Source organism: Acinetobacter sp. SwsAc6, assembly GCF_013391565.1.
Taxonomy (GTDB): domain Bacteria; phylum Pseudomonadota; class Gammaproteobacteria; order Pseudomonadales; family Moraxellaceae; genus Acinetobacter; species Acinetobacter cumulans.
In genome coordinates this window covers 1-21417 of sequence record NZ_JACAXE010000042.1, presented here as the reverse complement: position 1 = coordinate 21417, position 21417 = coordinate 1, and the positions used below count along the sequence as shown (strand labels likewise).

Annotated in this window: 11 protein-coding genes and 9 pseudogenes; 8 read left to right on the top strand and 12 right to left on the bottom strand. The window is 40.8% G+C overall.

Translation table 11 applies throughout. From position 1 onward, the window contains the following. From HYG93_RS17965 to HYG93_RS17945, 5 genes and pseudogenes are all read right to left on the bottom strand, one after another. A partial coding sequence (locus tag HYG93_RS17965) for an aldehyde dehydrogenase family protein (protein ID WP_178962388.1) occupies positions 1-337 on the bottom strand: 337 nt, incomplete at its 3' end. A 332-nt stretch (positions 338-669) separates the two neighbouring features. Continuing rightward, the gene (locus HYG93_RS17960) at positions 670-1635 is read right to left on the bottom strand and encodes an alpha/beta hydrolase (protein WP_106986767.1); all 966 of its coding nucleotides are present in this window, start codon (positions 1633-1635) and stop codon (positions 670-672) included. Positions 1636-2053: 418 nt separating this feature from the next. Next, positions 2054-2176, bottom strand: a pseudogene (locus HYG93_RS17955) (VF530 family DNA-binding protein); the annotation flags it as partial. Positions 2177-2289: 113 nt separating this feature from the next. After that, positions 2290-2424 (bottom strand): annotated as a pseudogene (locus tag HYG93_RS17950) (IS3 family transposase); the annotation flags it as partial. 120 nt (positions 2425-2544) lie between these two features. Next, positions 2545-3198: pseudogene (locus HYG93_RS17945) on the bottom strand (IS4-like element ISAba33 family transposase); the annotation flags it as partial. 452 nt (positions 3199-3650) lie between these two features. Between HYG93_RS17945 and HYG93_RS17940 the strand changes: the two are divergent. Then, the gene (locus tag HYG93_RS17940) at positions 3651-5270 is read left to right on the top strand and encodes an oleate hydratase (protein WP_004883953.1); all 1620 of its coding nucleotides are present in this window, start codon (positions 3651-3653) and stop codon (positions 5268-5270) included. A gap of 420 nt (positions 5271-5690) precedes the next feature. Here HYG93_RS17940 and HYG93_RS17935 read toward each other — a convergent pair. Further along, positions 5691-6345: pseudogene (locus HYG93_RS17935) on the bottom strand (IS4-like element ISAba33 family transposase); the annotation flags it as partial. Positions 6346-6726: 381 nt separating this feature from the next. Between HYG93_RS17935 and fruB the strand changes: the two are divergent. The 4 genes and pseudogenes from fruB to HYG93_RS17920 all read left to right on the top strand — a co-directional run. Continuing rightward, positions 6727-7855 (top strand): annotated as a pseudogene (fruB, locus tag HYG93_RS19715) (fused PTS fructose transporter subunit IIA/HPr protein); the annotation flags it as partial. An 86-nt stretch (positions 7856-7941) separates the two neighbouring features. Continuing rightward, positions 7942-9591 (top strand): annotated as a pseudogene (gene ptsP / locus HYG93_RS19710) (phosphoenolpyruvate--protein phosphotransferase); the annotation flags it as partial. A gap of 6 nt (positions 9592-9597) precedes the next feature. Continuing rightward, the gene (gene pfkB, locus HYG93_RS17925; RefSeq protein ID WP_106986699.1) at positions 9598-10530 is read left to right on the top strand and encodes a 1-phosphofructokinase; all 933 of its coding nucleotides are present in this window, start codon (positions 9598-9600) and stop codon (positions 10528-10530) included. Positions 10531-10534: 4 nt separating this feature from the next. Then, positions 10535-12217 carry a fructose-specific PTS transporter subunit EIIC gene (locus HYG93_RS17920; protein WP_106986698.1) on the top strand — a complete coding sequence of 561 codons (1683 nt, stop codon included), beginning with the start codon at positions 10535-10537 and terminating at the stop codon, positions 12215-12217. 29 nt (positions 12218-12246) lie between these two features. Here the strand turns inward: HYG93_RS17920 and HYG93_RS17915 are convergent. Continuing rightward, positions 12247-12483 (bottom strand): annotated as a pseudogene (locus tag HYG93_RS17915) (hypothetical protein); the annotation flags it as partial. A gap of 247 nt (positions 12484-12730) precedes the next feature. Here HYG93_RS17915 and HYG93_RS17910 point away from each other — a divergent pair. After that, a complete protein-coding gene (locus HYG93_RS17910; protein WP_120366301.1) occupies positions 12731-16078 on the top strand; it encodes a DEAD/DEAH box helicase in 3348 nt (1115 codons plus the stop codon). An 18-nt stretch (positions 16079-16096) separates the two neighbouring features. On the opposite strand, the gene HYG93_RS17905 is transcribed toward HYG93_RS17910, so the two are convergent. The 4 genes and pseudogenes from HYG93_RS17905 to HYG93_RS17890 all read right to left on the bottom strand — a co-directional run bounded on the left by HYG93_RS17905 (position 16097) and on the right by HYG93_RS17890 (position 19770). Continuing rightward, complete coding sequence (locus HYG93_RS17905; protein WP_004282132.1) at positions 16097-17386, bottom strand: type II toxin-antitoxin system HipA family toxin; 1290 nt, start codon at positions 17384-17386, stop codon at positions 16097-16099. Beyond that, a complete protein-coding gene (locus HYG93_RS17900; protein ID WP_004282130.1) occupies positions 17383-17691 on the bottom strand; it encodes a helix-turn-helix transcriptional regulator in 309 nt (102 codons plus the stop codon). Before HYG93_RS17900 ends, HYG93_RS17905 begins: the two co-directional genes overlap by 4 nt. 526 nt (positions 17692-18217) lie before the next feature. Next, a pseudogene (locus tag HYG93_RS17895) lies at positions 18218-19463 on the bottom strand (type II toxin-antitoxin system HipA family toxin). A gap of 4 nt (positions 19464-19467) precedes the next feature. After that, positions 19468-19770 carry a helix-turn-helix transcriptional regulator gene (locus tag HYG93_RS17890; protein ID WP_106986693.1) on the bottom strand — a complete coding sequence of 101 codons (303 nt, stop codon included), beginning with the start codon at positions 19768-19770 and terminating at the stop codon, positions 19468-19470. A 292-nt stretch (positions 19771-20062) separates the two neighbouring features. On the opposite strand from HYG93_RS17890, the pseudogene HYG93_RS17885 reads away from it, so the two are divergent. After that, positions 20063-20275, top strand: a pseudogene (locus tag HYG93_RS17885) (glucose 1-dehydrogenase); the annotation flags it as partial. Positions 20276-20324: 49 nt separating this feature from the next. After that, the gene (locus HYG93_RS17880; RefSeq protein WP_120366381.1) at positions 20325-20909 is read left to right on the top strand and encodes a 2-hydroxychromene-2-carboxylate isomerase; all 585 of its coding nucleotides are present in this window, start codon (positions 20325-20327) and stop codon (positions 20907-20909) included. An 82-nt stretch (positions 20910-20991) separates the two neighbouring features. On the opposite strand, the gene HYG93_RS17875 is transcribed toward HYG93_RS17880, so the two are convergent. Continuing rightward, positions 20992-21417, bottom strand: a 426-nt coding sequence (locus tag HYG93_RS17875) for an aldehyde dehydrogenase family protein (protein ID WP_178962728.1), incomplete at its 5' end; no start/stop codon positions are given.

The following is a 21417-nucleotide window of genomic DNA, read 5'->3' as shown; positions in this document are numbered from 1 at the left end:
TTTCACGTACAGGTTTGCCGTTGTCCCATGTTTCTGCAACGGCCAATAATTCTAGATTTTCTTCTAAGCGATCTGCAATTTTCAGTAACAGATTAGAGCGAGTAGTCGGTGATGTATTGTTCCATTCCGCTTTGGCTGCGTGCGCAGCATCGAGCGCTAACTCAATATCTTCAGCCGATGAACGTGGAATTTTGGTAAAGGCTTTACCATCAACAGGAGAGATGTTGTCAAAATATTCGCCTTTGACCGGTGCGACCCATTTGCCACCAATAAAGTTTTCATATTGTGATTTAAATTGAACTTTTGAGCCGTCTGTATTTGGATCTGCGTAACGCATATTGACTGTTCCTTTGCTTATTATGGTGTTCTTCAACGTCATACAAAGCCTATGCTTTGTTCTCAGGTACAACTGCGCGTTTTTAGTCGCTCTTTGAATATAAGAGTGGATGGTGGTGCTTTGAATGGCAAATTACATCTTTTAGACAATTTATTTAGGGTGTGGGTGCTTGGCTGTTAACTCAGTCACGATTTTGTTTTGTATGGGATATTTCGAAGCAATAAAGGAGATAAGGCACTCGCTTAGTTTAGTGTTGGACTAACATTTAGATGTGGCCTTAAAGATGTGTAGAAGGTGATCCCTTTAAGGCCTAGGCTGGTGAGATTGTAAAATTACAATCCTTTGTGGTTAAGCCAAGTAAATAATTGTTGGTATACCTGTTCGCGTACAGGCTTTTGCGATAGCACTAAGTCGTGAAGGCCATGATGAATACTTTGGATGGTGACATCGCCCTGAATTTTTTTCGCATATTTAGCAATATCTTTCACGCCTAAAATTACATCGCTGCTTTGTGCATCTTTACCCCATTTACGCGGATTTTTGGTTTGATTGGAATGCATGACTAAAATTGGAATATTTAACTGAACACCTTGATGGATTTCTTTTTGTGCTTCATGAATGGCGGTGATAAAGCTTAGGCGTACTTTGGGGTAGGTGGTCTTTTTCCAATCTAGGTTAAAGTCCCATTCACCTTTTAAGTCTTTGTGAAGACTGGGTGTGTACCACTTGTTGAGCTCACTTGGAAACTGTAAGTCTGGAAAAACTTTGCCTAGCCGACTCAGCTGAGGAACACCAAGCTTGCGTTTCAGTGGATTCATATTGAAGTCATAAAAAGGGCTGTTGACCCAAAGTGCTTTAATCAGTGGGTGATTAGGATTGTGACTTGCATATAGTGTTGTGGTTAAGCCACCAGTGGAGTGCCCACAGAGCAGTACTGCATCGTGGTCTTCTGCTCCAATGATATCAAGGGCTTGATTAATTTCTGCATCATATTCGGCAATCTTACGCACGTTATAGTATTTTTGATGTGGCAAAATTGAGCGTCCGTATTTTCTTAAATCGAGTGCATAAAAATCAAAACCGTGTTGGTTAAATTGCGCCGCCATTTCTGTTTGAAAAAAATAATCAATAAAGCCGTGAATATATAAAACAGCTTTAGAGGTGGTTGAAGTGGCTTTTTTGCGGATTAAGGTTGCTGTGACGGGGCCTTCAAAATCATCGGAAAATTTTAGGGTTGTTTGCTCATAGCCTGCGCCCAAGATGTCGGGCTGATAGGTGCATGCAGAAAGATCATTCATTGTTATTCTCAGCGTTTGATTTTTAATCTTATCCTTGATGAAGGCATTGGATTTGTCAACGACTGTCTGAGTGGTATTTTTTGTGTTTTGTATGGGCATAAAAAAACCCTCATCAAAGATGAGGGTTTTTTGAATTTGGAGCGGGAAAGGAGACTCGAACTCCCGACCCCAACCTTGGCAAGAGTCACCGACATAAAATACACTAAATTACATAATTGGTATGTTAATAAACTCTATATATAACAGTTATATAGAGTTTTAATTTTGTGTGACGTAATTTAAGGTGGGGTAGGGTACTTTGATTTTTGGTCACTAATTTATTGTGATAATCAACAATAATAACTAACATTCATATGCTTAATCTAAGAGTGTTTTACTGACTGGTATAATTTTATGATGAGAGGGGTGTTGCCTGAGGCTACGGTTTCTGTTTGGCCTTTTGGCGTAAGACGTACAAATATAAGCTTTCTACTTTTTCACGTGTCCATGGTGTGGTACGCAAGAATCGTAATGATGATTTAACACTTGGGTCTATGCAAAAACTGAACCGTACCGGGTTTGTCGGAGACTTTTTTATTTAAGTTAGGCCACCTGACCTAACGGGTTAATCTTATAATCGTACATTGCTTCAAGCTCAAAAGACGATACATAACTCAGCGCATCAAGCACCATATCTGTATTCTTACGTGTTGATACTTTCCAGCCAACAATTGCACATGAAAAAACATCAATAATAAATGTGGTTTAGACCCAATCTGAATGAGTTTTAATATATGTGAAGTCAGCGACCTGAGATACCGTCTTGGTAGTCAATCAGGTTTTGAGATTATTCGGCTAATAAATAATCTCTTTGATAGGCAGTCTGATGTTTTAAAACGCTATAACACAGATCTCTGTACACGACAAATTTCATAGGATCCTTGTCCTATCAGGCTTTTCTTTCTTAAAATTGCTAGCACTTTCTTAAATTCTTCTTTTTTTCCAAAACCAATCAAACGTAGAATAGCCATTTGAACATAGTCCAAACCGTAGCGAAATAAACTTACTGAAAGTCGTCCATGCTTCTTTATTTTTATCGCTTTTTTCCGATCATGTTGCCATTCACCTGTTAAATAGCACCAACAGAAACCGATAGCTAGCACTGCTATCAATTTCTTGACTCGTCTAGGGTCTGTTAAACGAGTATTTTCAAGATTGAATCCACGTCCTTTGAGACAACTAAATAACGTTTCGATTTCCCAGCGTAATGCATAATCACGAATAGCAGAAGCATTAAACATAGGAGAAACAACAAGTAAAAGCTCTCCATCTTCTAATCGTAGCGCACTAATATACAGTTTCACTCGACCAACCCAAATACGTCGTTTACGACATTCAGTTTGACCAACTTGAAGATGACGAAATAAATCACTAATTTTATGATTCTTGGCTAAGTGATTGGTCACAATAAAGTTTTTTAACACGTATACAGAAGTTAATGTCATTTTCAATTAACCATGTAAACCATTTCTCACCGATAAATTCTCTGTCTGCAAACACATTCACAATACGATCTTTACCAAAATTTGCATGTGACTTGTTCCACTTTAGATATTTGTTTAAGATGAGATGTAACTCATTGAACTGTGTCATCATATTCGTCGTCAGAAAACAAGTATTATGCCATTATTTCAATGAGTTATCTTTTTTTGTCGTGTACAAAGATATTTTTTAATGATAAATAAAAAGCCTATTTTTAAAGAAATTTAGCATACGGCATAGTGAAAACAACAATAGAGCAATTACTCAACAATAAACATTAACATCAATTATTTAGATCATATTCAATTTTAATAAAAAGACAAATGTGTATTAAAAATAGCCATCATACGTCTATTTTTGATTACAAAATATAATGAGGGGATTGCTTCCCATTTCATACATTTTTCATATATAAAAAGACATACTATTTTTAAGGTTTTTCTAAACCAATTTTTTTACTTCATAATTTTTAACATCATAATTAAAGGTGAACCATGCAAAATAAGAAGCGCACCCCATTAGACGCGCAACAGTCCCATCTTTGGATTATTGGTGGTGGTATCGCAGGTATGGCTGCTGCTGCATTTGCAATCCGTGATGCCAAAGTCCCTGCCAAAAATATCCATATTTTAGAAGAACTCGATATTTCAGGTGGTTCGATGGATGGTGGACATACACCGCATGCCGCGCAAGCTTGGGTAACACGTGGTGGGCGAATGCTGACCGATGAAACTTATTTGTGCCTATGGGACTTATTTTCCAGTATTCCATCTTTGGAAAATCCAGACATTTCGGTGCGTGAAGAATGTCGTGAGTTTAATGAAAAAGTGAAAACCCACGCCAATGCACGGTTGATTGATGCCGAACATGTCATTGCGGATGCAGCAAAGCTTGGTCTGAATACGCTACATCGTGCACAGATGCTGCGCCTATTAGCTTCAAAAGAAGAAAAAATTGGCAGTCGCCGCATTGATGAGTTTTTTGATGAAACCTTTTTTGAAACCAATTTCTGGCGCATGTGGCGCACGACTTTCGCTTTTCAAAAATGGCACAGTGCAGCAGAGTTAAGACGCTATTTCTTGCGTTTTATTCAAGAATTGCCACGCATTCATACCTTAGCGGGTGTGAAACGTACCAAGTACAACCAATATGACTCGATGATTCTGCCCCTACAGCGTTGGTTAGTCGCACAAGGCGTCGATGTGCGTTTTGGACACTATGTCACAGATGCAGACTTCATTACCAATGCTGAAACTCAAGAACGCTACGCTTCACGCCTATATGTACAATTGCCTGAAGGCTCAGAGCAAATTAATCTGAAAGCCAATGATTTAGCTATTTTCACTTTAGGCTCTATTACAGCAGACTCACGTTATGGCGGTAATCATGACGTGCCTGCCCTTATTCGTCATCGAGAAGATCATGGCTGGACGCTTTGGGAAACGCTGGCACAAAAAGCCCCAGACTTTGGCCGTCCAATGACTTTTTATGGCAATGTCGATGAACATAAGTGGGAGTCTTTCACTCTGACCATGAAAGATGACGTGCTACTTAAACGTATTATTGACTATACAGGCAATGAACCAGGCACAGGCGCACTCATGACTTGGTATGAGTCGGGTTGGCATTTATCCATCGTGGTTCCTGCACAGCCACACTTTGCCGACTTACCTGAAGGTTTATATACCTTATGGGGCTACGGTTTCCAAATTGACCATATAGGCGATTACATCAAAAAACCAATGTCCGAAGCCACGGGGCAAGAAATCCTAACAGAACTGATTAAACAGCTCGGTTTTGACGACATTTTAGATCATGTTTTGGCAACGACTGATGTTACTACCGCCATGATGCCATACGCCTCTGCCCTATTCGCCTGCCGTAAACCGGGGGATCGTCCACAGGTAATTCCACAAGGCTCACAAAACTTTGCTTTCCTTGGACAGTTTGTGGAAATTGAAGATGACGTGGTCTTTACTGTGGAATATTCAGTTCGTGGGGCGATGCTTGCCATTTATGAATTTTTTGGGGTGGAACGTGAAATCCCTGAAATTTACAACGGTCTACTTGATCCTAAAGTGGGTTTAAAAGCTTTAGAAACAGTGTTCCACTAAGTTTTTAATATATAGCGATAAGAGCACCTTTATGTCGCCACTATTACATAGTTTAATTTAAGCAACGTTTGGATACACGAGTGTGGCAGGGATGCCACACGTTATCCATCATAATAGGGATGTTATGTATGTGTAACAAAGGCTTTTGCTTTCTTTTGGCTTATCAAAAGTAAGGGTATTGCCTACACAAACACCTTTTATACTTTATTGAAAGTTGAGGCCGTGTACGCACCTAATTTTAAATTGGATAAAAAGAAAAATTAGATAAAACTTTATACCTCATTCGTAAATAAATTGACTAATCAACATAGGAAAAACATCTCCACGTTTTAAATAATACTCCGAAACTGACTAAGTGCTTTTCTATCTTTTTCTCATGATTTTAGATTTCATAAAAATTACCTCTGTACACGACAAATTTCATAGGGTCCTTGTCCTATCAGGCTTTTTCTTTCTTAAAATTGCTAGCACTTTCTTAAATTCTTCTTTTTTTCCAAAACCAATCAAACGTAGAATAGCCATTTGAACATAGTCCAAACCGTAGCGAAATAAACTTACTGAAAGTCGTCCATGCTTCTTTATTTTTATCGCTTTTTTCCGATCATGTTGCCATTCACCTGTTAAATAGCACCAACAGAAACCGATAGCTAGCACTGCTATCAATTTCTTGACTCGTCTAGGGTCTGTTAAACGAGTATTTTCAAGATTGAATCCACGTCCTTTGAGACAACTAAATAACGTTTCGATTTCCCAGCGTAATGCATAATCACGAATAGCAGAAGCATTAAACATAGGAGAAACAACAAGTAAAAGCTCTCCATCTTCTAATCGTAGCGCACTAATATACAGTTTCACTCGACCAACCCAAATACGTCGTTTACGACATTCAGTTTGACCAACTTGAAGATGACGAAATAAATCACTAATTTTATGATTCTTGGCTAAGTGATTGGTCACAATAAAGTTTTTTAACACGTATACAGAAGTTAATGTCATTTTCAATTAACCATGTAAACCATTTCTCACCGATAAATTCTCTGTCTGCAAACACATTCACAATACGATCTTTACCAAAATTTGCATGTGACTTGTTCCACTTTAGATATTTGTTTAAGATGAGATGTAACTCATTGAACTGTGTCATCATATTCGTCGTCAGAAAACAAGTATTATGCCATTATTTCAATGAGTTATCTTTTTTTGTCGTGTACAAAGAACACAGATATATAAGCTTGCGCATTGCAGCACCTAAAGCACACATTTTATTCTTACCCTAGCTTAATAATCGCAACACTGAACTCTGAAGAATCTCGTCGTTTCTTAATTACGTTGTAATGATGATCATGAAGATAAAATCAAAAAATACAGATTTTTGTGTAAATCCTGAGTAGAATTCGACTTATTTTTTCTGCAGTAAAAAGCATCTTCTCACTATGCTGCTTTGCAAGGACGTTTTATGCTCGCGCTAGATATACAACATGTTCGAATGAAACAACACGCCACTGATAAGGCACAAGCGTTGCAATGTCTAGTCGATATCTTGGTCGAAGACCAATTGGTTACACCTGATTATATTCATGGGTTGACCGTGCGCGAACAACAAAGTGCAACGTATTTAGGGCAAGGAATTGCCATTCCGCATGGGACGCCTCAGTCTCGCCAATATATTTTAAAAACTGGGATTCGTCTGGCGCACTTTCCTGAAGGAGTTGTTTGGGACGGTGAAAATAAAATTTATTTAGCAGTAGTGATTGCTGCGAAATCAGATGAGCATTTGCAAGTCTTACAAATTTTGACGCGGGCTTTAATTAATGATGTCGCTGATCAAGTGAAACATGCTCAATCCGCAGAGCAAATTATTGCATTATTACAAGCCCAACCTGCATCTTTGGCATTGCATGAAAATTTAATCGCCACTCAAGTTCCCGCACTTGATGTAGAAGATTTAATTTGGCAGGCAACACAGCTGCTGAAACAGCAAAAAATGGTGGAGTGTGGTTTTCTGTCGGGTTTAAACCTAAACAGCATGATTCATTTAGGGGAGGGGGTCTGGTCGATCACTTCTAACCAGCATGTTTTGAGCCCAGCTGTAAGTTTGGTAAAAGCGGAACAGGTTTTAAGCCATCAGCAGGAAATGCTCAAGACTTTGGTGTGTATTGCCAGTAATGAGCAACTGGATATGCAACGGTTTCAACGGTTAATGGATATTTTGTTTGATACTGAACAAGTTCATACCCTCAACCAAGAGCAAGATAGTCACCAATTGGCGCAGTTAATTGGTGCTGAACTAATTCCTGATTGGCCATCTCGTCGTATTGTCTTAGCTAATGCTCATGGTCTACATGCGCGTCCCGCGACACACTTGGTCAATATGACCAAGAAATTTGCAGGGGATATTCTCGTTGCTGTAGATGAGGGGGCTTACGTTTCGGCAAAAAGTTTAACCAAATTATTAGCTATGGGATGCCGTCGTGGTCAAACTCTGACTTTTATTGCACAACCTGATACCGATGCTGTAGCAAGCTTAGAACAGATTATTGATGCAGTTCAGCAGGGCTTAGGAGAAGAGGTTGAAGCTGTTGACCTTGCATCTCATCAGCATAGCAGTAGTGACCCAGTCGTAAATACTTTGGAATTAATGCCTTTTGAATCACATGGCGATACGGGTAGCTGCGGTATTGCGGCATCAACTGGCCTTGCTTTTGGTCCTGCTCATGTGGTGAAGCCACGCGAATTTAGTTATGAACGTCGCGGACAGAGTTTTAAAGCTGAGAATGAAAAGCTCGAAATTGCGCTTCATCAGGTGAAAAATAGCTTACGTCAATTCATTGCACATACTGAATCTACTGCCATTAAGCAGATCTTCATGGCACATTTGGAAATGCTGGATGATCCAGACCTCCTCCAAAGTGTACAACGCGGTTTAAAACAGGGGTTGTCTGCTGCTGCAGCTTGGCATGATCATATTGAAGTGGCTGCTACCGCACAGGCTGCACTTAGCGATCGTTTACTGGCAGAGCGTGCGGCTGATTTAAGGGATATTGGTGAGCGTGTTTTGGCTGCTTTGTGCGGTGTGGCCGATGTCACAGAACCCGAGCAACCTTATATCTTAATTATGCATGATGTTGGTCCAAGTGATGTCGCGCGTCTGAATAAAGATCGTGTTGCAGGCATTTTGACCGCGGTTGGTGGAGCGAGTGCCCATAGTGCTATTGTGGCACGTGCTCTGGCTATTCCAGCAGTCGTAGGTGCGGGTGTAGCTGTTTTAAATATTGAGAGCCATGCCACAGTACTAATTAATGGGGATACTGGTGAGTATGTGGTCTCACCCGAGCAAAGTCAGATTGATCATGCCATTGCAGAGCGCCAACGCCAGCGTGAGTTGCGAGGACAAGCGGAACAGCATTGTTTAGAACCTGCCATCACACTGGATCAACATCAAGTTGAAATCGCAGCCAATATTGGCAAAGTGGGCGCTACCATACAGGCTGTGGCCGATGGGGCAGAAGCAATTGGTTTGCTACGCACAGAATTGGTCTTTATGTCACACAGCAGTGCGCCTGATGAGGCTACACAGGAAGCCGATTATCGGGTGGTGTTAGATGCTTTGGCAGGTCGTCCATTGGTGGTACGTACACTTGATGTGGGCGGAGACAAACCTTTGCCGTATTTGCCTATTGAAAAGGAAGAAAATCCATTCTTGGGCTTACGTGGTATTCGTCTGACTTTACGTAAGCCAGAGTTGTTACGTCAGCAATTGGTTGCTTTACTTAAAGCAGCGGATAATCGCCCATTAAGAATTATGTTTCCGATGATTGGGCGGGTTGAAGAATGGCGAGCAGCAAAAGCAATTTTGGATGAGGTTCGCATACAGCATCCATGTGAAAACTTACAAGTCGGTATTATGATTGAGGTTCCTGCGGCAGCATTGTTGGCTCCAATTCTTGCTCAAGAAGTTGATTTTTTTAGTATTGGAACCAACGATTTGACTCAATATACTCTGGCGATTGACCGTGGTCATCCACTGTTGTCTGCTGAAGCTGATGGCTTACATCCGAGTATTTTGCTATTGATTGATCAAACGGTTCGGGCAGCACATCAGCATGGTAAATGGGTGGGCATTTGTGGTGAATTGGCTGCTAATCCAAAAGCTGTGCCTGTATTGATAGGCTTGGGCGTGGATGAGTTGAGTATGTCGAGTACCAGTATTCCATTGGTGAAGGCGCAAATTCGTGGTTTGAACTATATAAATTGCCAACAGGTCGCACAGCAAGCCTTAACTTGTGACAGTGCGTCTGCCGTACGTGCATTGGTGGAGTAATTACGAATGGCTAAGATATTAAGTATTACTCTGAATCCTGCAATTGACCTCACCGTGCAGTTGGATCAACTAAAAGTTGGCGAGGTCAATCGTCAGTTAACGGCCCAAAGCCATGCAGCAGGTAAAGGCTTAAACGTGGCACAGGTCCTTAAGGATTTGGGACATGAACTGATTGTGAGTGGCTTTTTGGGGCAAGAAAACCGTCAAATTTTTGACCATCATATCCAGCAAGAGCAATTTGATAACCAATTTATTTATGTTGCAGGTGAAACACGGCAAAACATTAAGGTTGCAGAAGCTTCTGGTCAGATGACTGACATCAATGGCAAGGGCTTTTTTGTAGATACCTCAGCAAAACAACAACTACGTGAACGCCTATCTCAACTGATTTTAGAGGTTGATGTGATTGTGATTGCAGGTAGTTTGCCACAAGGTTTTTCTGCAGAAGAGCTTTCGATACTGATTCTATGGTTACAGTCTGCGGGTAAAAAAGTCGCAGTAGATACCAGTGGTGTTGCGTTGAAAGCAGCAATTGCTGCCCATCCTTGGTTGATTAAGCCTAATACAGATGAGTTGACGGAAACCTACCATTTGCCAGCAGAAACGTTTGCAGAACAGCAGCATCTTTTTGCCAGTTTAAATAGTCAGATCGAACATATTGTGGTCTCGATGGGTGAAAACGGAGTGAACTGGTTTCACCGCACGCACCCCCTGCATGCTACTGCACCGAAGGTCACCGTCCAAAGTACGGTGGGTGCGGGAGATTCCTTGTTGGCAGGTATGATTCATGGCTTGTTGAGTTCAACTTCCCCAGAAGAAACATTGAAAACAGCAACCGCAATTGCGAGCAATGCTGTGACCCAAATTGGGTTTGCCCTTCCAGACTTTGCTGTTATTGAAGATTTGAAAGCGCAAATCTCAGTCCAATCATTGAGTTAATACGATGCAAGAGATAAAACATATTTTATTTGTGCCACATAGTCCCGAGCAGCCGATTAATGCAGTGATTTTGGCCAAAAAATTGTCCAAAGCAGCAACAGCACTTGGTATTTCCAATGATGTGGCGACATCAGTTGAGCATCTTGATTTATCAAATGTGATTGATACTGTTGTTTTTGTTGGACAGAAGTCGGCAGATGCGGATCAACTGCGTGACAAGGTTGTGAAAGTCATTGGTTTGAATAATGCACAACACGATGCGATCATGCTTTTGCAACAAGTTTTTGAGCATTCAGATGCTTTAGATGAAACTATTGCAGCCAATGCAGGGGTTACACGGTTTGTCGCCATTACAGCATGTCCAACTGGTGTTGCGCATACGTTTATGGCGGCCGAAGCCTTACAACAAGGTGCAGTAAAGCACGGTTATCAGATTGATGTTGAAACCCAAGGATCGGTTGGGGCTAAAAATATTTTATCGGCAGAAAGTATTGCCAAAGCAGATGTGGTGATCTTAGCAACGGATATTGAGGTCAATACAGATCGCTTTGTAGGCAAACGTGTATATCGCTGCAGTACAGGATTTGCCCTTAAGCAAACGGATAAGACTTTTGCAAATGCAATTGCTGAGGCCAAAGTGCTTGAAACGGGTAAGCAAACAGCCACTAAGACAGAAAATGAAAACAAAGAAAAAACTGGAATTTATAAACACCTTTTAACAGGGGTGTCTTTCATGCTGCCGATGGTGGTGGCGGGCGGTTTGATCATTGCCATCTCGTTTATGTTTGGCCTCAATCCTGTTGAAGGAAGCTTTGCCGCATCCTTAAAGCAAATAGGTGCTGCAGCATTTACTCTTATGGTACCTATGCTGGCAGGTTACATTGCTTATTCTATTGCGGATCGCCCGGGTTTAACTCCAGGTTTGATTGGCGGTTTACTTGCCACACAATTAGAGGCAGGCTTTCTCGGTGGATTAGTTGCAGGTTTTATTGCAGGTTATATTGCGTTATTTTTATCGAAGCAGCTTAAACTCCCAAGTAGCCTAGAAGCATTAAAACCAATATTGATTATTCCACTATTGGCCAGTTTAGCTGTTGGTTTAATCATGATTTATGTGGTTGGACAGCCTGTTGCACAATTGTTTGAATTACTCACACACTTCCTTGCCAATATGGGGACGACCAATGCCATGATCATGGGGATTATCCTTGGGAGTATGATGTGTATTGATGTTGGGGGGCCAATAAATAAAGCGGCTTATGCCTTTACGGTGGGCTTACTTACGTCACAAACATACGGACCGATGGCGATTACCATGGCTGCGGGTATGGTACCGCCATTGGGTATGGCAATTGCAACTTTTCTGGCAAAGCATAAATTTGCCAAACCTGAGCAAGATGCAGGGAAGGCTGCTGTAGTTCTGGGCCTATGTTTCATTTCGGAAGGGGCTATTCCGTTTGCTGCCAAAGACCCGATTCGAGTGCTTCCATGCGCGATCGCAGGTGGTGCTGTAACTGGGGCTTTGGTTGCATTATTTAAATGTGAACTAGTCACTCCTCATGGCGGTGTAATGGTACTGATCATTCCGAATGCGATGAATTATCCATTAAAATATTTATTGGCGATTGCGATTGGAAGTGTGGTGACTGGTGTAGCTTATGCCGTAATAAAACAACGGTTAGAATAAGCCCTTCATAGAAGCTTTGTGAAAGCTATTTAGTGCAATAAATGAATATTATGCTCAATCCTATTTTGGATCAGTTGGAGAGTCTCTGCTTGAATTTGTCCAGGTAATAGGTCATGAGCGATATTGCTGAATCAGATTGTAACCTTACAAATCGAGCCAATAATTTCATCAACTTCTTGGACACAAAGTTCCGCTTCCTGAGTACCAAGTTTCACAAGAGCTTGTCGAGGAATATTCAGTGCCTCACCCATGATATCCATTTGATGTGGAGGAAAGTTCTAAACCTTTACTGATCGCTTCTGCACTGTATTCAAAGGCGATTAATGGCCGACCTGTGATTGCGGTTGAGGAGACCAATGTACCCCAAAGCCAATATTCACCCCATCCATTGTAGTAAACATTAAGTTTTTGAGCATGGATTTATTTCCTTTTGATACGTTGGCGAGCAGTACTGTTCTGAAATGACAGCTTTGTCCGTTATAATTGTATAAACATTTTTGGTTTCTGGTAATTATGTCCTCATTGATCAATTTTCTATCTCGCTTTAGTACTGCAACTCTTCAGCGCAGTCTGAGCTATGCTAAACACATTGATAGGGAAACGATTGAGTTCTTTGAGGAAAAAGACGGGGTTACGATGTATGCCCAAATTGAAGGAACAGATTATTACGATACCGCAATTACCTATAATCCCCAAAAAGACCGTTTAATCGATGACGACTGCACTTGTCCGGTTGGATATAACTGTAAACATGCTGCTGCTTTAGCGCGGTTATTCTTTCAGGAATATCGCCAGGAATTTCAGCAGCGTTATGCTGACTCTCAATCCCCGCAGGGAATCACAAAACGCCAACGGGGGGATGATCAGGCGCAGCGCTGGTTGAATGATTTTAAACGGTATTTACAACAGACTGAACCAGAGCAATCTGTCAAAACAAACAATTATTTAATTTACCTGCTAGATCAGTCTGTCAGCTTAAAGAAATTGACAGTTGATGTTCAGAAGGCCAGACGCAATAAAAACGGCTCAATTGCGGGGGAAAGTTATTATACCCAATATGAAAATATCACCAGAAAGCATCTGACTTTACCTGAACAAAAACGACAATTATTTAACCAGATTTATTATTATGCCAAAATAAACAGTGACGAACGCTTTTATCAAAGCAATCTTGATATCTCCAGAATTTTATTGGAGCATTTCAAATCTTTTATTCAAAGTGGCGATGTGTACTGGCAAAAAAAGAGCCATACTGCACTTCAATGGTCAGAACAAGGCTATCACATCGAACTGATCTGGCAACAAGGTGTAAACAAACAGACAGAGCATTTAAATATTGAATTGGTCAATGGTGATATTCGACTCGATTTAAAATCAAATCCACATATCCAAATTCTCGCTAGCCAGCCACCGTGTTATGTGGATATTCAACAGAACACGGTGGGCCAGTTATATGGTGAATATACGGCAAATCTTCTGTACCATTTTTTACAGATGCCTGATCTTCCATCTATGCTCTTGCCAGAGTTTGAGAAACTGACTCATCAATATTCAGACGTGAAAAATCTGCCTCAGCCCGAGTCTATTCAGCATATTGATGTCCTTGAGGGTAGTCCCCAGCCAATTTTACGCTTCGGTGTTTTAGATAAATTTGATTGGAAATGGGAAGAGTCTGTTTGTGCTGAAATTGAATTCTCCTATACAGGCGGAAGAATAAAAGCAGGTACATCAGGTGACAGTTTTATTGGTGAGCAGCATGACAAAATGGTACGACAGCTTCGGGACTTAGTTCAGGAACAACAGTCAATCCAGCGTTTACAGCTATTGGTCGAATCACTGAAGTGGGTGAAAGATCTTAGTTATGACCATCAATTAAAACTGGATAAACAACGTCTAGATTCTATGGTTTTTGCTTTCTATGGAGACTGGATCAAACAGCTGATGCCCATCAATCAAATTGAGTTGATGGGCTGGCAGATAGAGCATCTGGAAAACAGCCCCTTTAATCTGCAATATGTTGAAAATTTAAATATTTCTATCACTGAATCTGAAGGTCAGCAGGACTGGTTCAATATCGGGGCGACGGTTCAAGACAGTGCAGGCAATTCTTATAATTTGCTTGATGCACTCGTAGCTTTGGTGCGAGTAAATCCTGATTTACTTGATCCACGGACTTTTATTCATCTGCATGACAGTCAAATTTTCACAGTGAAAACTGCAGTTGATCAACCTGATTTGGCTCTATCCGCTAGGGATATTAAGCCGGTATTGTTGCATCTGCAGAGCATTTTACAGCAAGAAGAGCGCAGTATTGATCGCTATGATGCGAGTCAATTATTAGAATTGCAGCATAATCTTGAGATGACATGGCAGGTCAGTGATCGCCTGCAACAATTTGTACAGAAATTCAAACAAGGCTATCAGCAACAACTGCCGACACCACAAGGTTTTCAGGGGGAGCTGCGTCCATACCAGCAGCAGGGCTTAGGTTGGTTACAGTTTTTAAGGGAAACCCAACATGGCGGGATTCTGGCAGATGATATGGGCTTGGGGAAAACAGCACAAACTTTAGCCCATTTACTCATGGAAAAGCAGGCTGGATATTTGCAGGACAGTCCCGCCTTAATTGTTGCACCCACATCGTTGATGCATAACTGGTTCAAAGAAGCGGAGAAATTTACCCCTCAGCTGAAGGTATTGCTGCTACAGGGGCCCGACCGCCATCAGTATTTTGAGCAGATTCCGCACTATGATATTGTGTTAACCACCTATCCGCTTCTAGCGAGAGATGAAGAACAATTAAAGCAATATGAATATCATCAACTCATTTTGGATGAGGCGCAGAATATCAAAAATCCGCGTGCCAAAGCTGCACAGGTAGTACGGCAATTAACAGCACGACATCGTTTGTGTCTAACAGGTACCCCGATGGAAAATCATTTGGGTGAACTGTGGGCACTATTTTATTTTCTAATGCCAGGATTTTTATATTCACAAGAAATCTTTAATAAAAAGTACCGCTATCCTATTGAAAAACGCGGTGATCAGCAGTTAAGGCAAAAGTTGGTAAACCGCATTAAACCCTTTATTTTACGTCGCTTGAAAACTGACGTTGCCAAGGAATTGCCTGAAAAAACCACGATTGAAGTCAATATTGACATGAATGAGCAGCAATCCAAGCTATACGAGGCTGTTCGCGCCACGATGCAGGCAAATATTCAGAAAATTGTGGCAGAAAAAGGCTTTAAGCGTAGTCAAATCCAAATTTTAGATGCCTTGCTGAAGCTGCGTCAGGTCTGTTGTCATCCTAGCTTGCTGAAACTGGATTCAGTTAAAACCGGGCAGGCGTATTCTGCCAAACTTGAACAGTTGATGGATATGGTTGTTCCAATGGTGGAAGAGGGACGAAAAATTCTTATTTTCTCTCAGTTTACCTCAATGTTGGAACTGATTGAACAACAGCTCTATCACGCAAAAATTGGCTATGTGAAGCTGACTGGAAAGACCAAAAAGCGAGATGAAGTCATTACAGCATTTCAGTCTGGACAAGTGCCGGTATTTTTAATCAGTCTGAAAGCAGGAGGGGTTGGTCTGAATCTAACTGCCGCAGATACGGTCATTCACTATGATCCATGGTGGAACCCTGCTGCTGAAGATCAAGCTTCAGATCGTGCATGGCGGATTGGACAGGACAAGCCGGTATTTGTGTATAAGCTGATTACCAATAAAAGCATAGAAGAAAAAATTATTGCCTTGCAGCAGAATAAAGCAGAACTGGCACAGTCTATTCTAAGCACAGATCATGAGGGAGAAGCGAAACTGACGGAAAATGATGTGATGAAATTGTTTGAGAAATTTTAGCTTGGTTACAGGTTTCCTCTAATCATCTGTAAGTATCTGAAAGTCTGGATGCAATTTTTTCCAATGTTCTCTTAATTTTTCTTTATGAACAGAAATCATAGGTAAGTCTAGTAATAGCGCTGGCCATACTGACCGTGCTTTGTCCATAATGGCGTGAAGTTGTTTTTCAATAACACGCCATGGAACACCGACTTTTTCAGCCCATTGTTCAAAGTGTTTCATCTCAGCTAAATACCAATCTTTATTTTTGGCAAGATTCAATGCGAAATGAAGCTCATTTTCAATATATACACTAGTCATCAATATATCGTATGCGGGAGATAATCTTGGTGTTCTTTTGTCCTGATAAATCATACTCCAGTTTTTTAAGTGTGCATCTCCATTGGCGAGCAAAATGTTGACAAGTAAGCGGCTGGCAAATTGCTGAATATCAAGAATTTTGTTATCTGAAAATTGATAAATGATCTTTCCTATCTGCTCATAATTTGTGGTGCTGTATTTCTGCTGTGGATATGCACCGAAGATCTGAGCAAAGTCTTCGATGTGAATAAGCTCTGTAGTATCAGCAGTACTCTGTCTATCAAATCTTTTGATTGCAAAAGCATATTGCTCTTGGGGTAAATTTAATGGTGGAAGGTTTTGTAAGAGTGCCATATCCACCAAGCGAATCTCAGGGACATCTATTCCGACCATTTTGGCAAGGCTCATCATAGAATATTCATTTAGCGGAACAAAAGCATGTCTGGAAGAAGGAGTTTTGATAATCCAGTCCCCGAGTAGAGACGATTCCGTTGCCTGGACTAGTGTAAAACGCCCATCTTTGGCTTTCATGGAAAACTTCATTTGGACGCCGGCCAAGGAAAACTTATTATCTGTTCGAATCTCTTGCTTTAAGATCTGATCTGGATTAGAGATCTGCAGTTTGAATTTTATTTCATCTGGAATTTCTTCTGGATCTAATGGAGTCGCAATGAGTGCTCCAGGTAAATCATGACCTAAAGCTGCCAATAACTGAAATTCATTGTCTATATGTACTTTGAGGCTTTGTGCAATCAGTTCGCGTAATGCACCTTCTGGTAGCAAGTTTGATAGCAAGGGATGTAAACGCTGATGTGTAACATAGGTCTTTTCTAAAATCTTATCCACTTGAGGATACAAGGGGGAAGTCAACAGGCTCAAGGTCGGGCGTTGCTGATCAGAGCGGAAAGAATCTGTAAAAACCAGAATATTTTTTCCGCTCTGAAATCCTGCCAAGTATCCAACGATACCGTGATGTAATGTTAATTTCAGGACGGCAACAGTATTCATGGTTCCTCTCCTCCGAGAAGACCCTTCCATGGGTTAGTCATTAAGTCATCCTGATCTTCAATAGTGACTTTAATTTCATCATTCAATAATTGTCTGATCAAATGAACCTTATCATCAGGGATGAGCATCAGTTGAGCATTTAATCCTGCCGCTATAATTTCTAAGGTCTCTAATCGAGGGTTGCCCTGACTTTCCAGTTTTTGGTACTGCTGTCTTGAAATGCCTGTACGGGATTGCATATCAACTTGCTTTAAGCCCAATTGGGTTCGTCTTTTTTTGATTTGCTGAAGTAAAGACTTATTCATTGTAGATACATTTATTGCTTTTAGGTTCTGTAAGAAACATATTAGTTTCTTTTTTTTTGAAAAGCAATTTATGACTTTATCATTTCGATCTATAAAAGCCTTAGCTACGTAGTGATCTGAAATCACTCTGAAAATACAGTTAAAATACGCGGTTCAATTTACCTTAATCTCCTTACGTAATGGGCAGTCAGATCTGAACTGTTGGCAACTCTCTGGCAAAATTTCCTGGCAGCCCTGCATTTAACTGCCTAGCGCAATCTGATAATACCCCAACCTTGGCAAGGTCACCGAGATTTATACCATTAAATTATGTTAATTGTAAGTATATGATTTAATTGAATGTAATTGGTTTTTAGTGGGGCGAAATTTTTAGCAATTTAGATCATTTAAGGGTATTTTGGTCACTTCATATTGGAAATTTTTGTCCATAAAAGTCACCTATGTTTTAATACTGATTTTCATAAGAAATAACAACAGTATATGATTTAATATAATGATTATTAATCCTCATGAAAATGTTTTATATTCAATTCAATAAATGAATATTATGCTCAATCCTATTTTGGATCATTTGGAGAGTCTCTGCTTGAATTTGTCCAGATAATAGGTCATGAGCGATATTGCTGAATCGGATTGCAACCTTACAAATCGAGCCAATAATTTCATCGACTTCTTGGGCAGAAAGTTCCGCTTCCTGAGTACCAAGTTTTACAAGAGCTTGTCGAGGAATATCCAGTGCCTCACCCATGATATCCACCTGGCCCTTCACAAAAAGTAACATCATAGGCAGGGGCGAGTTTCCATTGCCCATTTTGGGACATCAGAAATGAAAAGTTTTTGCAATGATCATCTCGATTATTGAAGACTACATTGAAAACAGCTCGCTTGAATGCAATTGCTTTTTCGCGAACATCATTGGTGCAAAAGTGTGCAGCGCGAAGAAAGTTACTGTAGTCTAAACTCCCTGGTGATTTAAAATCAGCTCCGGTAAAGGCAGCTAAACTTTGCATAGGGATACGCATGCCATCGTGGCGGTCAAATCTTTTTGATGCAAATGCAGTTAATCCATTCGGAAGAGTAAAATATTGGGTGTCAGGGGTATCAATATCACAATGACGCAAACATTCTGCATAAACAGCTTCAATTGCACAAACTTCAGGATGCTCTTGCTGAGCGGGAAATTTGATCAGCCAGGCTTCATGTTGATGTGAGCTAACTGTTGAGAATTCGTTGGTGACAGGATCACGATAGACGAGTGCTTTTGGCCTTGCACCTTGTGGTGATCCACCCATAACTAATAAATGCTGTAAAAATTCAGCACCTTCTCCTTTGAGAACTTCCTGGACTTCTTGGGCGAGTTTAAGCAGTGGAATATTTTCAGTTAATGCTAACTCAGGTGCTGAAGGTTCAAAGGATAATGCCCCCATCGCATGTGTATTAATATACGTGAGTCTTTCTAATGGCCCAATCCGTGCTGGATTGAGTCCATTTTTTTTAAATAAGCGATCCATAAGGAGCATGCCCCAACCATCGGGTAGAGCATCATATATAGGACCTGGCAATCCCATTTGATGTGCAGGAAAATTCGTTCTTAATGGGTCACCTTTTAACGGAAGTAGGTAAGAGGAAAGTTCTAAACCTTTACTGATCGCTTCTGCACTGTATTCAAAGGCGATTAATGGTCGACCTGTGATTGCGGTTGAGGAGACCAGTGTACCCCAAAGCCAATATTCACCCCATCCATTGTAGTAAACATTAAGTTTTTTGAGCATGGATTTATTTCCTTTTGATACGTTGGCGAGCCGTATTGCTCTCATAGCGGAGAATGTCATCTACACTGTTTAAATGAGGTTTAAAGAGTTCCTCTAATTCTTTTAATCGACCCAGTACCATGGCAACGCGTACTAAATTTTCAAATGAAACATTTCGACCAGCTTCCAAATTAGATACTGTATTTACACCAATACCAGCACGTGTAGCGACGTCTGCCTGAGTCATTTCCAGATAAAGTCGTTCTTTACGAAGCCTTTCACATAATAAAGTAACAACTTCTTCAGGCTTTTTGAATTTTAAATCCATAATATTGGGTCTTATGTCTATATATGTGTATTAAACCACAAAATAATGGAGTTATAAAATAAACCGACTTAGTCGGTAAGGAGGGTACTTTATTGGCCTGATTAGATCCTATTAGAGGACCTGGGTAATACGATGATCTCGAACGTCTTGCAGAACTGCAAGCCGTTGAATTTCTTTGTCAGACATAGTGATCAGCATCTATATTTATATTCAGTCCATGGTGATAAAAACCATCATAAACTAGACATTTTTATTGGTGAGAATATAGACACTTTAAATGGGTTCTAACAGCCCTCGTAATATTCATGTGGCGCATGTGGTGGTCGATGGTGCGATTGATACCGACTTTATTAAAGATACTTTTCCCGATTTGTACGCAAAAAAAGAGCAAGATGGCATTTTAAATCCAGTACATATTGCAGAGAATTATTGGCATCTTTCGCAGCAACCACGAGATGCATGGACACATGAATTAGACCTCAGACCCTGGATGGAGCGCTGGTAAGGATATAAAAAGAATTGAATGGACACATAAAATGACGAGGACTTTGAAAATGAGCAAGATTGAATTTTATTTTGATTTAGGTAGCCCATATAGCTTTTTGGGGTTTCACCGTATACAGCAGATTGCTGAGCAACATCAGGCTGAAATTATTTGGAAACCGATGTTATTAGGAGGGGTCTTTAAAGCGACTGGGAATAACAGTCCAATGGCTGTGCCAGCCAAGGCACGCTATTCGATGATTGATTTACAGCGCTGGGCCAAGCTATGGCATATTCCTGTACAGATGAATCCTTATTTTCCAATTAATACCTTAATGCTAATGCGTTTGCTTACTGCTGTGCAGTTATATCAGCCAGCGCATTTTCAACGGGTTTTGACTGCGTTGTTTGATGCCATGTTTGCTCAGCCACGTAATTTAAATGATGTGACAGAATTGATGAATTTAGCGCAAGAATTAGGTTTTGAAGTCACTCAAGTACAGGCGTGGCTAGAAGATGAAAAGGTGAAATCTGAGCTGAAAGCGGTCACACAAGAAGCGATTGATCGCGGGGTATTTGGTGCACCAACGTGGTTTGTAGCAGATGAAATGTATTGGGGGGTTGATCATCTGCATTTTGTGGAAGCTGCGCTATAGAGAATTGAACAGCTTCTAATCAGGTCAAATAAAAAAGCGAACCGAAGTTCGCTTTTTAGGGTTTAACCATAGACTAACTCAATTAGAAGAAGCCCATAGGTTTAGTGGAATAGCTCACCAACAGGTTTTTGGTTTGTTGGTAATGATCGAGCATCATTTTGTGATTTTCACGGCCGATACCTGATTTCTTGTAGCCACCAAAGGCCGCGTGAGCAGGGTAGATATGATAACAATTGGTCCATACACGACCGGCTTGAATGGCACGGCCTGCTCGGTATGAAGTATGTGCTGATCGTGACCATACGCCTGCGCCAAGGCCATAAATCGTGTCGTTGGCGATCTTGATGGCATCATCGAAATCTTTAAATGTGGTTACAGCAAGTACGGGTCCAAAAATTTCTTCTTGGAAAGTTTTCATGCTGTTGTTGCCTTTAAAGATGGTTGGTTCGATGTAGAAGCCTGTACCAACTTCTTGGCGTTCACCACCACCGGTCAGCACTTGCGCACC